Here is a 12,515-nt window from a genome sequence, read left to right on the forward strand (position 1 = left end):
GCCGACCCGATGAACCCGAGGAAGAACAGAAGGAAGAGCACACCCATGACCACGACATCGAGACGGAGCGGCTCGGCCACAGCCGCCATGTTCCTGAGCGCCGCGCTCGTCCTCACCGCCTGTGGCAGTGACGGCGGCGACGCCGACGACAAGGCGGGCGAGACGCACAGCGTCACCGCCGACAACGGGACGATCGAGGTTCCCGTCGACCCGCAGCGGGTCGTCACGATCGGCAACACGACTCTCCCGTTCATCGACATGGGTGGCGAGCCGATGGGCGTCACCGACGTGTCCGCCTCCGAGCTCGGCCTCATCCCCGAGGAACAGAAGGCCACCTTCGAGGCAGCCACGAACCTCGGCGCCAGCGCTGACCAGGTCGACATGGAGCAGCTCGCCGGCCTGGAGCCGGATCTCATCCTGGCCCAGTTCCCCGAGAGCGAGTTCGAGCCACTCGAGAAGCGGCTGGAATCGATTGCCCCGACGGTCTTCTGGGGACTTGGTACCGAGTGGAAGGCCTTCGCCGACGGACTCGCCCGGGCCGGCGACGTGACGGATGAGCTTGGCGAGCAGAAGGCCGAGTTCGAGAGCAAGGTCACCGGGATCCAGGAGACCTACGGCGAGATCATCGACGACATCTCGTTCGTCAATCTCGACCGCTGGGCGAGCTCCGATCCCGGGACGTACTCCATCGCGGACTTCGGCTGCGTCGAGATCGCCCAGGACGACATCGGCATGGACTTCCCCGAGGCGGCCGAGGGCCAAGACCCCTTGGGCTGGACCTCCCTGCCGTTCGAGCAGCTCGCGGAGTTGTCCGAGTACGACGTGATCACCTACCCCGTCGACGCCGAGGGCCGGCCGACGGAGCCCTTCGCGCCGGTGGTCGAGACCAACACCTGGAAGGCGCTGCCGGCCGTCAGCTCGGGTCGCGCGCTCGGAGTCTTCTGCCCCGGCAACAACTCCTACGGGCCCGTCCTGCAGTACCTGGACTCGCTCGATGCCGCTCTGGCCACTCTGCCCGCCAAGGAGTGACAGCTCTCGTCCTGCGCCACGACGGTCCGGGCACCGTGACGGTGCCCGGACCGCGTCGGCGCCTGATCGGGCTGGTCGTCGCGCTCGCGGCGTTGCTGGTCCTGCTGGCGCTGAGCGTGATGATCGGGTCGACCGCGATCGCGCCATCGGTGGTGTGGGACGCCCTGTTCCATCCTTCCGATGACATCGATCAGTTCGCGATCCGCGACTACCGGCTGCCACGTACCGTCGTCGGCCTCGTGGTGGGCGCCGCGCTCGGGCTCTCCGGCGCATTGATCCAGGCGCTGACCCGCAACCCGCTGGCCGATCCGGGCATCCTCGGCGTGCATGCCGGTGCGTCCTTCGCGGTGACGGTCGCGGTGGGCGTGCTCGGCGTGCGCGACATCGGCGGCTATATGTGGTTCGCCTTCGCCGGGGCGCTGGTCGTCACGATCACAGTGCTCGGCCTCGGATCGACCAGGCGGGGCCAGTCGCCGGTGGTCCTGGTGCTCGCCGGGGTCTGCGTCGGTGCGGTGCTCGGTGGCGCCCGAGAAGCGCTCCAACTGACCGACCCGGACGCCTTCGACGCCCTGCGGTCGTGGAACGCCGGCTCGGTCGTGGGTCGCCCACTCGACCTGGTGTGGCCGATCCTGCCGTTCTTCGCGGTGGCGCTCGTGCTGGCCTTCGCTGTGTCGGGCCCGCTCAACGCGATGGCCCTGGGCGACGAGCTGGCTCTGGCCCAGGGGGTCCGGCTGGTGCGCACTCGGGTCTTCGCGATCGTCGCGCTCACCCTGCTCGCCGGAGGTGCCACCGCGATCGCCGGACCCATCGGCTTCGTCGGACTCATGATCCCGCACGTCGCGCGCTGGATCGTCGGCCCGCACCAGCGCTGGATCTTCGCCTACAGCGTCCTCCTCGCCCCGATCCTGCTGCTGGCCTCCGACATCCTCGGCCGCGTCGTCATGCACCCGAGCGAGATCCCCGTCGGCGTCGTCACCGCCTTCGTCGGCGCGCCCGTGCTGATCGTGCTCGTGCGGCGGACGAAGGCGAGCGGGCTATGAGCACAGGCATTCCGTCTCGATCGCGGCTCGCGCACCCTCGCGGCGCGGACGAGACTCCCGCGGAGCGGGTGGACTTCGGACGGCGGGTGCTGGTGGTACGGCGCCGGAGGATCGCCGTACGGCTCGAGGGGCGCTCGGTCGTCGTCTGCGCCGTGCTCGTGCTGGCGGCAGCGGGCATGGCGGTGCTCGCGCTGATGACCGGCTCGTACCAGCTCAGTGCGGGCCAGGTGGTCTCCGCGCTGACCGGCGGCGAGACGGGGATCGTCCGCGACATCGTGGTCGAGTGGAGGCTGCCCCGGGTCGTGGCGGCGTTGGTGTTCGGTGGCGCGCTGGGGGCGAGCGGGGCGATCTTCCAGTCACTGTTGCGCAATCCGCTCGCCGACCCCGGCATCATCGGGTTCTCCCAGGGCTCCTACACCGGCGCGCTGCTCGTGATCCTGGTGATCAACGGCACCTACTGGCAGCTGGTCGGCGGGGCGCTTCTGGGCGGGATGGCCACGGCCCTCGCGGTCTATGTGCTCGCCTACCGCAACGGAGTCCAGGGTTTCCGGCTGATCGTGGTCGGCATCGGCGTCTCCGCCATGCTGGCCTCGCTGAACACATGGCTGATCCTCAAGGCCGACCTGGAAGTCGCGATGGCCGCGGCTGTGTGGGGTGCGGGATCGCTCAACGGCGTCTCGTGGGGCCGAGTCGTCGTCGGCGGCGCCTGCATCGCCGCGCTCCTGCTGCTGGCGGGCATGTTGAGCCGGCCGATGCAGCAGATGGAGCTGGGGGACGACGCGGCCGCCTCCCAGGGGGTGCGGGTCTCACCGGCGCGCCTCGGCCTGATCGTGGTGGGCGTGGCACTGACCGCGACCGTCACGGCGGCATCGGGGCCGATCGCGTTCATCTCCCTGGTCGCCCCGCAGATCGGCCGTCGACTCGCCCGCACCGCCGGGATCACCCTCGCTCCCGCCGCCTTCGTCGGCGCGCTGCTGTGCCTGGCGGCGGACTACATCGCCCAGCACGTCGCCCCCACCCCGCTGCCGGTCGGCATCATCACCGTCATGCTCGGCGGCGGCTACCTCGGATACCTGCTGTTCACCGAAGCCAGGAGACGCCTGTGAGTGGAGCCATGACCGACATCGCGCGTCTCCATGTGGAGTCGGCGACGATCGGCTACGACAAGCGCATCATCAGCGAGCATCTCTCGGTGGCGATCCCCGACGAGTCGTTCACGGTGATCGTCGGTCCGAACGCGTGCGGCAAGTCCACCCTGCTGCGCGGCCTGTCGCGGCTGCTGAAGCCGTCGGCCGGGCAGGTCGTCCTCGACGGCGCCGACATCAGCTCCTACAAGTCCAAGGAGGTGGCGCGGCGGGTCGGACTGCTGCCACAGACCGCGCTGGCCCCCGACGGGATCACCGTGGCCGACCTGGTGGCCCGGGGCCGGTACCCGTATCAGGGGTTCGTCCGGCAGTGGACCGAGGCCGACGAGCAGGCCGTGGCCCGGGCGATGAACCAGACCGCGGTCACGGAACTCTCCGGGCGCCTGGTGGACGAGTTGTCGGGCGGGCAGCGGCAACGGGTGTGGGTGGCGATGGCGCTCGCGCAGCACACCGACATCCTGCTGCTCGACGAGCCGACCACCTTCCTCGACATCGCCCATCAGATCGAGCTGCTGGAGCTGTTCACCGACCTGCACCACGTCGGCCACACCCTGGTCGCCGTACTGCACGACCTGAACCATGCCGCCCGCTACGGCACCCACCTGATCGCCATGAAGGACGGCCAGGTCGTCGCCGAGGGCACGCCGGAGGAGGTCGTCACGGCCGAGCTGGTCGAGGAGGTGTTCGGTCTGCGCTGCCTGGTGGTGCCCGACCCGGTGGCCGGAACCCCGCAGGTGGTGCCGCTCGGCCGCACGCGGAAGGAGAAGGCCGTATGAGCTCGAGCAGCGCCGGAGCGGAGACCGTGGGAAGGGTCAGCCCGTTCATCGGGAGGCTGTCGACCGGCGCATGGAGTCCGGAGACCTTCAGACAGCATCTCGAGGAGACGCATGCTCCGCTCGTCGAGCGGGTCTCCGCGGACGAGGTGAACGTGACGTTCGTCGACGAGCCCGGCGCCGATCAGGCGGTGACCCTCTCGGTCGTCGTCGGCCCCAGCATCGGTCGCAACACGATCGAGGAGGAGTTCACGCCGGTGCCGGGAACGTCGTTTCACGTGCTCACGCTGCGGATGCGCTCCGATCTGCGTTTCGGGTACGTGTTCACCCGGTCCGGGCCGGCCGGGGAGGTGGAGCAGGTTCCCGACCCGTTCAATCCGCCACCGCGGTTCTCCGAGTACTCCGAGGCGAGGTTCTCCGGGTCGTCGGTGGCCGTGCTGCCCGATGCGGTGCCGTTGCCCTGGCTCGAGCGGGCCGAGACGCTACCGGCCCCGGCCATGGAGTCTGGCGTGTTGGCGAGCGAGGTCCTGGGGAACGAGCGCCGCATCTGGGTCTCGATGCCCCCAGGAGACCACTCGGACGAGAGCGCACTGCCGTTCGTGATCCACCTGGACGGTACGCCGAACCACAGCGCGCCGAGCGTCCGCGATGCCTTGGTCCACGCCGGACTGATCCGTCCCTGCGCGGTGGTCCTCGTCGATTCGCTCGGGCTGCAGCGCTACACGGAGCTGCTCTGCGATCCGGCGTTCTCCCGGATGCTGGTCGGGGAGCTGCTGCCGTGGCTGCATGACCGGTACCCGCTCTCACGAGACCCCGGCGAGGTGGCGCTGGCCGGGGAGAGCTACGGCGGCCTGTGCGCCGGATGGACAGCGCTCCATCACCCGACGACGTTCGGCAACGCCATCCTCCAGTCCCCGTCGTGCGGCTACCACCCCGACCTCACCTGGGGCACCGGGGCGCGTGAGCTGCTGCGCCGTACCCCCGTCCCGACGCTGATCGCCGACTTCCTGGCCGCGGAGCGGGCGCCGATCCGCGTCTTCCACGATGTCGGCGAGCTGGAGGGCTCGAACACCCACAGTCGCTGGCTGGACCAGGTGCTCACGGCCAAGGGCTACGACACTCGCTACCGAGAGTTCGCCGGCGGACACGACTACGCCTGGTGGCGAGGGCTCTTCGCCGATGCCCTGCTCTGGTGCTTCCCACCTCATGCGCAGTGACCCGGCGGGGCTCGGCCGAGGCCCCCTGACCCGCTGGCTGCCGGTGTTCCTGGATGCCCCCGCCGAGCCGCGCGAGGCCCGGCCAATCGAGGTCGGGCCAATCGAGGTCGGGGCAGGTGTCACGGCGGGCCGGTTCCTGCTGCGCGCGACCTTCTCGGTGCGGCGGGTCAGCGTTCCCGCGATGCTGCTGGCGATCGTGTGGCAGGTGGGCGAGTCGGCGGTCCCGGTGGTGATGGGACTCGCGGTCGATCGCGCTCTGGCGACCGGGAACGCCGGACAGCTCGTGCTGTGGCTCAGCGTGCTCTCGGCCCTGTACGTCGCGCTGACCGTGGCGGCGAGGCTCTCGAACCGGCTGACCGGCTATGCGGTGCAACTGCTGCAGCACCGGCTCCGGAGCACCCTGTCCACGGCTGTGCTGCATCCGGTCGGTGGCGCCGCCCGTACGCCGGACGGCGGCGTGGTCTCGGTGATGACGAACGACATCGCGCGGCTGTCCAACGCGGTGATCCTCGTGATCATCCCGGTCTCGAGGATCACGGCCATCGGATTCATCGCGGCGTCGCTGTTGGCGACGCACTGGCTGCTCGGGCTCATGGTGCTGCTCGGGGCGCCTGCCGCGGTCTGGTTGATGGGTGTGTTCAGCGAGCAGCTCTCCCACGACACCCGCGAGTACCAGGGGCTGGTGGCCGCCACCGTCGGACAGGCCACGGACCTGGTCGCCGGCTACCGGGTGATCAAGGGAGTGCGCGCCGAGGCCGAGGCGACCAGGCGGTACCGGCGGGCGAGCCAGGAGACCCTTGTCGGCGCCGGGCGCAACGCGGGCCTGCTGGGGAGATTCCTCGTGGGCGCGGGCGTAGTCAGCGGCACGTTCGTCGCCGCGGTGATGGGGCTCGCGGGCTGGTTCGCCGTGGACGGGCAGCTGAGCATCGGCGGGCTGATCACCGCCGTCGGCCTCACCCAGGCGCTGCTGCCGCAGATCCAGGCGATCGCGAGCCTGTCCATCCCCAACCTCGTGGGCGCCCACGCCTCGTCCGCGCGGGTCCTCGAGGTGCTGCGTGACAACGCCACGTCGACGGCTGGACCCGATGACGCGGCCCCGCGGGAGGTCGCAGCTCGGCCGGCGCTGGACGTGGTCGTGCCGAACGTCTCCGGGCCCGGCGTGACGGTCCGGGTGGAGCCCGGCGAGCTCGTGGGGGTGCGCGCCGACGACCGGACCGCCGCCCGTGTCGTCGAGGCGCTGCTGGACCCATGGTCGAAGGGCGAGACCGGGGCCGGGGTCGAGGTGCGGCTCGACGGGATCGCGGCGCGGGAGCTGTCCTCGGTCGAGTATCGCTCCCACGTCACCGTCGCACCGCACCGCACCGCGCTGTTCAGTGGCACTCTCCGCGACAACGTCGCCGGGGCCGCGGCCCCGCCCCAGCGGGTGGACGCCGCGGTGCGAGCCGCCGCGTGCGACGACTTCGCGTCCGATCTCGACACCACAGTCGGCGAGGGCGGCAACCGGCTCTCGGGCGGCCAGCGTCAGCGGGTCGCGCTCGCCCGCGCCCTGGCGAGCGACGCACCGGTGCTCGTGCTGCACGACCCGACCACTGCGGTCGACTCAGTCACCGAGCACGCGATCGCGGGACGGCTGCGCGGTCTCCGGGCGGGCCGTTCGACGCTGCTCGTCACCTCGGCCCCGGCGCTCCTCGGTGCCTGCGATCGCGTCGTCGAGCTGCCTGACGTACTCGTGCCTGCAAGGACGGCGCCATGAGCGACACCTCGGCGGCGCCTGGGACCGCACCCTCCGATGCCGGGCTGCCCGGGCTGCCGATCGCGAGCGGCCCGGAGACGGCCAGGGAGGTCTGGCGGCTCACCCATGGACACCGGCTCCAGCTCGCCGCCACCGGGGTGCTGGGGATCGTCAGCACGGGAGTCGACCTGATCACGCCCGCGGCGATCGGATTCCTCGTCGACCGCGTGCAGGCGGGCACCGCAGACCTCACCACAGTGCTCACGGTCACGGTAGCCATGGCGCTCTCGGCAGTCCTGGGCGCGACGGGCACCGCTGTGACGATCGTGCTCGCCACCCGCGCGTACCACGCCATCTTGGCCACGCTGCGCGAGCGGCTCGTCGGACGGGCCCTGACACTCCCCCAGCACCTCGTGGAGCGAGCCGGCACCGGAGACCTGATCTCCCGGTCGAGCGACGACGTCACCGCCGTCGCCGACGCCGCTCCCGCCGTGATCCCGGTGCTCACCGTCACGGTGTTCACCATCGTGGTCTCGCTGGGCGGGCTCGCGGCGGTGGAGTGGCCCTATGCGGCGGCCTTCGCCGTCGTCCTGCCCGTCTACGCCCTCGCCATGCGGTGGTACCTGCGCACCGGGCCACGGGTGTACCGCGCCGAGAGGGCGGCCATGAGCGCGCGGGCCCAGCAGATCCTCGAGTCCCAGCGTGGCTATGCGACGGTGCTCGGATTCGGGCTCGCCGAGCGACGCCATCGCGCGGTGATGACGGACTCCTGGGGTGTCGCGGTGCAGTCGCTGCGGGCGCGCGCCGTGCAGAGCATGCTCAACGGGCGCCTCAACCTCGGCGAGTTCCTGAGCCTGACAGCCGTCCTCGTCGTCGGGTTCGTCCTGATCGACCACGGAGCCTCGAGTGTCGGTGGAGCCACCACTGCCATGCTGCTCGTGTTGCGTCTGCTCGGCCCGGTGAACCAGCTGTTGTTCGTCATCGACACCCTCCAGTCGGCCCTCGCGTCGCTGAGCCGGATGATCGGTGTGGTCACGATTCCGCAGGATGCCGGCGAGCCGAAGGCGCCAACGGGGGCGGGCTCCGCGGTCCGGCTCCGTGAGGTCACGTTCAGGTACGACGGCGGCCCCCGCGTCCTCGACGACATCACCCTGGACCTGCCCGCCGGCCAGCACGTCGCCGTCGTCGGCGCCTCCGGAGCCGGGAAGAGCACGCTCGCCGCCGTGATCGCCGGCATCCACCCGCCCGGCGCCGGCACCGTCGCCCGCCCCGGCCACGTCGCCGTGATCACCCAGGAGGTGCACGTGTTCGCGGGGACCGTGCGCGACAACCTCACTCTCGCCGCCCCCGAGGCCACCGACCGCGAGATCCGCGCAGCGCTCGACGCCACCGGCGCGGTCGGGCTGCTGGACCTGACTCCGGGCGGCCTCGACACCGTCGTCGGCATGGGCGGCCACCCACTCACCGACGCCCAGGCACAACAGCTCGCACTCGCCCGCGTGCTGCTCGCCGACCCGGACCTGGCGATCCTCGACGAAGCGACCGCCGAGGCCGGCTCCGCCCATGCCGAGCAGCTGGACCGGGCCGTCCTCGCCGTCCTCGCCGGGCGGAGCGGGCTCGTGATCGCCCACCGGCTGTCGCAGGCAGCGGTCTGCGATCGGATCATCGTCTTGGAGCACGGCCGCATCACGGAGACCGGAACACATGCCGGGCTGGTCGCAGCGGGAGGTGGGTACGCGGGACTGTGGTCCGTCTGGCAGGAGGGACAGGGCTCCACCTGGCCGAGCAGGTCGGGTTGACCCACGCGGGCGCCCGGCCACACCGAGGCACGACCGTCTCTGTCCGGTACGACGATCAGGCGAGCCGGGTCCGCAACCCGTCGAGGACCAGGCCCAGCCCGAGCGCGACGTCCGCGTCGTCGTCAGCCTCGTGGGCGAGCACGAGACGGACCAGGGTGCGTGCACCGACCCGGGCCAGGTCGGCGTCCGCCCCGGCGCGGGCCAGGGCCGAGCGCAGCGGCTGCTCGAGGGCCTCGGCGTCGGAGCGGTGGACCCGGGCGATCAGCAGGGCGCCGTCGCGGTGGCGGCGCATGGCGTCGCGCAGACCGAGGCAGAGCAGGTGCGCCTCGGCGTCCCAGGCCATGATCTCGGCGGGCCGGCGACCGCGACGGAGGATCTCGTCGGCGATGGCGGCGAGCAGGGCGTCCTTGTTGGTGAAGTGGTGGTAGAGCGCACCGGGCTGGACGCCGAGGTCACCGGCGAGCCGACGCATCGACAAGGCGTCGAGGCCGTGCTCGTCGAGCACCTCGATCGCGCGCTCGACCACGTCCGTGCGCCGATATCGCACCCCGCCACTCCCCTCGCCCCTGGACCGCGTCGGTGGACCCCCGTTGACCGGAGTCCCACGACCACCCTAACCTGAACACTGTTCAACTGCGCGGCCCCGCGCTCCCCCGGACCCGAGAGTGACCCGATGAACCGCCGTACCCCGACCACCGACGTCGCCCTGATCGCCGGCTTCGCCGCGCTCATCGCGGTGTGCGCCATCCTGCCCGACATCAAGACCGGGGTCGGCGTCCCGTACTCGCTGCAGACCTTCGGCGTGCTCCTCGCCGGCGCGGTCCTCGGTCCCCTCCGCGGATTCCTGTGCGTCGTCCTCTATCTCGTGGCCGGGCTGGTGCTGCCGATCTACTCCGGCGGCGCCTCCGGCATCTCGCACTACAGCGGCGTGACCGCCGGGTACCTCGTGGCGTTCCCGCTCGCCGCCGCACTGTGCGGGTACCTCGTCTACCGCAACCGCCAGAACGCCACGCAGTTCACGCTGGTCTTCACCTGCGGGCTGCTCAGCAGCTTCGTGTTCGTGCACACCCTCGGGCCGCTGAACCTGGCCTGGCGTGCGGACCTCAGCCTCAAGGAGGCGTTCAGCTTCGACGCCGCCTACTTCCCCGGGGACATCGCCAAGAACGTCGTGATGGCCCTCATCGCCACCGCCGTGCACCGCGCCTTCCCGGACCTCGCCGAGCGTCGTCCCGCCGCGGCGCGCACCGACGAGGCCACCGACGAGGCCACCGCCCGGTCCGCGTGAGACCGGCGTGAGCCGGATCGAGCTCGACCGGGTCGTCGTCCGGGCTGCGACGCCCGGTGGCCCCGTCCCCGAGGTCACCGTGCTGCGGGAGACGACGCTCGACCTCACCGAGCAGCGGGTCGCGCTGATCGGCCCCAACGGGTCCGGCAAGTCGACGCTCGCACGCCTCGTCAACGGCCTGGTCGAGCCCACCACGGGCCGGATCGTGGTCGACGGGCTGGACGTGGCCAAGAAGGGCCGTGAGGTACGTCGCCGCGTCGGCTTCGTCTTCACCGACCCCAGTGCGCAGCTGGTGATGCCCACGGTCATCGAGGACGTCGCGCTCTCCCTGCGCCACCAGGTGCGCGCGCGGGAGGAGCGCACCGAGGCGGCGCGGGCCGTGCTGGCGTCGTACGGACTGGAGGACCTGGCGGACCGCAGCGTGCACACGCTCTCCGGCGGCCAGCGGCAGCTGCTCGCCCTCGCGGGCGTGCTCGCCACCGACCCGACCGTCCTGGTCGCCGACGAGCCCACCACGCTGCTCGACCTGCGCAACGCCCGGATGATCGGCGACCTGCTGTTCGGGCTCCCCCAGCAGCTGGTGCTGGCCACCCACGACCTCGACCTGGCACTGCGCTGCGACCGGGCCCTGCTGGTCGACGACGGCGCGGTGGTGGCCGACGGCGCGCCCGCCGACGTGATCGCCCACTACCGCGCGAGTGCCCGGTGATCCGGCGGTGACCGCGAGCCCGCTCGGGGACTACCAGCCGGGCACCTCACTCTTCCACCGGCTGCCCGTCGGCGCGAAGCTCCTCGGGCTGCTGGTGCTCAGCGTCGTCGCGGTCGCGTTCCGCGGCGTCCCCACGACCGGGGCCCTGCTGGCGCTGGCCGCGCTCGGCTGCGTGGTCGCCGGCGTCCGCCTCGGCCGCGCGGCCCGCGCGCTGCGCGGCGTCCTGGTCGCGATGACCCTGCTGGCGGCGTACCAGACCTGGCAGCGGGGCGCCGAGCACGCCTTCGTCGTGGTCGGCGCGCTGGTCGCCCTCGCCCTCCTCGCGACGGTCTTCACCACGACCACGTCGGTCGAGCGGATGGTGGACGCGATCACCCGGTGGCTCGGCCCGTTCCGCCGCCTCGGCGTCAACCCGGAGCTGGTCGCGCTCGCCTTCTCGCTCATGATCCGCGGCATCCCGCTCACCCTCGCCATCGCCGGCGAGACCCGGGACGCCGCGCGCGCCCGCGGTCTCGAGCGCAGCCCGCGGGCCTACCTGACGCCCCTGGTGATCCGGGTCGTCGCGCACGCCCGGGCCACCGGCGACGCCTTGCACGCCCGCGGCCTCGGCGACGACTGAGGCTCGGAACCAGACTCCCCAACCCCGGGGAATAGGGCTATCCTAAGCAACCTGAACACTGTTCAGGAACCCGTCCAGACCTTGCCCAGGGAGCACCCATGAGCGTGCAGTTCGACCAGCTGGCCACCCGCATCCTCGAGGGAGGCGCCGCCACCGAGGCCGACGCGCTCGCCGTGCTGCGGACCACCGACGCCGACCTGATGTCCGTCGTCGCCGCGGCCGGGCGGCTGCGCCGGGCGTACTTCGCCAACACCGTCAAGGTCAACTACCTGGTCAACCTGAAGTCGGGCCTGTGCCCCGAGAACTGCAACTACTGCTCGCAGGCACTCGGCTCGGACGCGCCGATCCTCAAGTACTCCTGGCTGTCCAAGGACGAGACCCTCCAGCAGGCGGGCGCCGGCCTGCGCGGCGGCGCGACCCGGGTGTGCATGGTGTCGTCGGGCCGCGGCCCGTCGAACCGCGATGTCGAGAAGGTCGCCGAGATGACCGAGGCGCTGAAGGACGAGTACCCCGAGGTCGAGGTCTGTGCGTGCCTCGGGCTGCTCAAGGACGGTCAGGCCGAGCGGCTCAAGGAGGCGGGCGTCGACGCCTACAACCACAACATCAACACCGCCGAGTCGCACCACGACACGATCGTCCAGACCCACACGTACGACGACCGCGTGGACACCATCGGCAAGGCCAAGTCTGCCGGGCTCTCCCCCTGCTCCGGCCTGATCGCCGGGCTCGGCGAGACCGACGAGCAGCTGGTCGAGGCGCTGTTCGCGCTCAAGGCGCTCGAGTCCGACTCGATCCCGGTCAACTTCCTGATGCCGTTCGACGGCACGCCGTTCGAGGACACCTGGGAGCTCTCCCCCACGCGCTGCCTCAAGATCCTCGCCATGGCGCGGTTCGTGTGCCCCGACAAGGAGCTGCGGATCGCGGGCGGACGCGAGATGCACCTGCGCTCGCTGCAGGCACTGGCGCTGCAGGTCGCGAACTCGATCTTCCTCGGCGACTACCTGACCTCCGAGGGCCAGGAGGCGAAGGCCGACGTCGAGATGATCCGGGACAACGGCTTCGTGATCCTCGGCGCGGAGGACGGGCTCGAGGGCGCGGGGAGCGTCGAGCACGACCCGGCGATCCGGCGGCGCGGCGCCGGCACCGAGGTCGCGGCCAACGCCTGAC

Annotated in this window: 12 protein-coding genes; 11 read left to right on the forward strand and 1 reads right to left on the reverse strand. The window is 71.5% G+C overall.

The features are described from left to right. Positions 1-45: 45 nt before the first annotated feature. The 7 genes from KVF89_RS08525 to KVF89_RS08555 are packed head-to-tail and all read left to right on the forward strand — an operon-like array spanning position 46 to position 8,735. Positions 46-1,029 (forward strand): ABC transporter substrate-binding protein, encoded by a 984-nt coding sequence (locus KVF89_RS08525; RefSeq protein WP_257424883.1) that lies wholly within the window; start codon positions 46-48, stop codon positions 1,027-1,029. Continuing rightward, positions 1,026-2,069, forward strand: coding sequence for a FecCD family ABC transporter permease (locus KVF89_RS08530; RefSeq protein WP_257424885.1), 1,044 nt, complete (start codon positions 1,026-1,028; stop codon positions 2,067-2,069). The genes KVF89_RS08525 and KVF89_RS08530 overlap by 4 nt, the downstream gene beginning before the upstream one ends. Then, positions 2,066-3,175 carry a FecCD family ABC transporter permease gene (locus KVF89_RS08535; protein WP_257424886.1) on the forward strand — a complete coding sequence of 370 codons (1,110 nt, stop codon included), beginning with the start codon at positions 2,066-2,068 and terminating at the stop codon, positions 3,173-3,175. The genes KVF89_RS08530 and KVF89_RS08535 overlap by 4 nt, the downstream gene beginning before the upstream one ends. After that, positions 3,172-3,990, forward strand: a complete 819-nt coding sequence (locus KVF89_RS08540; protein ID WP_443689997.1) for an ABC transporter ATP-binding protein — start codon at positions 3,172-3,174, stop codon at positions 3,988-3,990. Before KVF89_RS08535 ends, KVF89_RS08540 begins: the two co-directional genes overlap by 4 nt. After that, entirely contained in the window at positions 3,987-5,204 is a 1,218-nt protein-coding gene (locus tag KVF89_RS08545; RefSeq protein ID WP_257424887.1) for an alpha/beta hydrolase, read from the forward strand. The genes KVF89_RS08540 and KVF89_RS08545 overlap by 4 nt, the downstream gene beginning before the upstream one ends. Next, positions 5,194-6,957: an ABC transporter transmembrane domain-containing protein gene (locus KVF89_RS08550; protein WP_257424888.1), complete on the forward strand. Its 1,764-nt coding sequence runs from the start codon at positions 5,194-5,196 to the stop codon at positions 6,955-6,957. The genes KVF89_RS08545 and KVF89_RS08550 overlap by 11 nt, the downstream gene beginning before the upstream one ends. After that, positions 6,954-8,735, forward strand: coding sequence for an ABC transporter ATP-binding protein (locus KVF89_RS08555; protein ID WP_257424889.1), 1,782 nt, complete (start codon positions 6,954-6,956; stop codon positions 8,733-8,735). The genes KVF89_RS08550 and KVF89_RS08555 overlap by 4 nt, the downstream gene beginning before the upstream one ends. A 55-nt stretch (positions 8,736-8,790) precedes the next feature. On the opposite strand, the gene KVF89_RS08560 is transcribed toward KVF89_RS08555, so the two are convergent. Then, the gene (locus KVF89_RS08560; protein ID WP_257424890.1) at positions 8,791-9,282 is read right to left on the reverse strand and encodes a TetR family transcriptional regulator; all 492 of its coding nucleotides are present in this window, start codon (positions 9,280-9,282) and stop codon (positions 8,791-8,793) included. A 126-nt stretch (positions 9,283-9,408) separates the two neighbouring features. Here KVF89_RS08560 and KVF89_RS08565 point away from each other — a divergent pair, with 126 nt between their 5' ends. The 4 genes from KVF89_RS08565 (at position 9,409) to bioB (ending at position 12,514) form a co-directional block, all read left to right on the forward strand. Then, the gene (locus KVF89_RS08565) at positions 9,409-10,020 is read left to right on the forward strand and encodes a biotin transporter BioY (RefSeq protein ID WP_257424893.1); all 612 of its coding nucleotides are present in this window, start codon (positions 9,409-9,411) and stop codon (positions 10,018-10,020) included. A gap of 7 nt (positions 10,021-10,027) precedes the next feature. Then, the gene (locus KVF89_RS08570; RefSeq protein ID WP_257424894.1) at positions 10,028-10,729 is read left to right on the forward strand and encodes an energy-coupling factor ABC transporter ATP-binding protein; all 702 of its coding nucleotides are present in this window, start codon (positions 10,028-10,030) and stop codon (positions 10,727-10,729) included. 7 nt (positions 10,730-10,736) lie between these two features. Next, entirely contained in the window at positions 10,737-11,348 is a 612-nt protein-coding gene (locus KVF89_RS08575) for an energy-coupling factor transporter transmembrane component T family protein (RefSeq protein ID WP_257424895.1), read from the forward strand. Positions 11,349-11,446: 98 nt separating this feature from the next. Further along, positions 11,447-12,514 (forward strand): biotin synthase BioB, encoded by a 1,068-nt coding sequence (gene bioB, locus KVF89_RS08580; protein ID WP_257424897.1) that lies wholly within the window; start codon positions 11,447-11,449, stop codon positions 12,512-12,514. Position 12,515 lies beyond the last annotated feature (1 nt).

This window comes from Nocardioides carbamazepini (assembly GCF_024614185.1).
Lineage (GTDB): Bacteria > Actinomycetota > Actinomycetes > Propionibacteriales > Nocardioidaceae > Nocardioides > Nocardioides carbamazepini.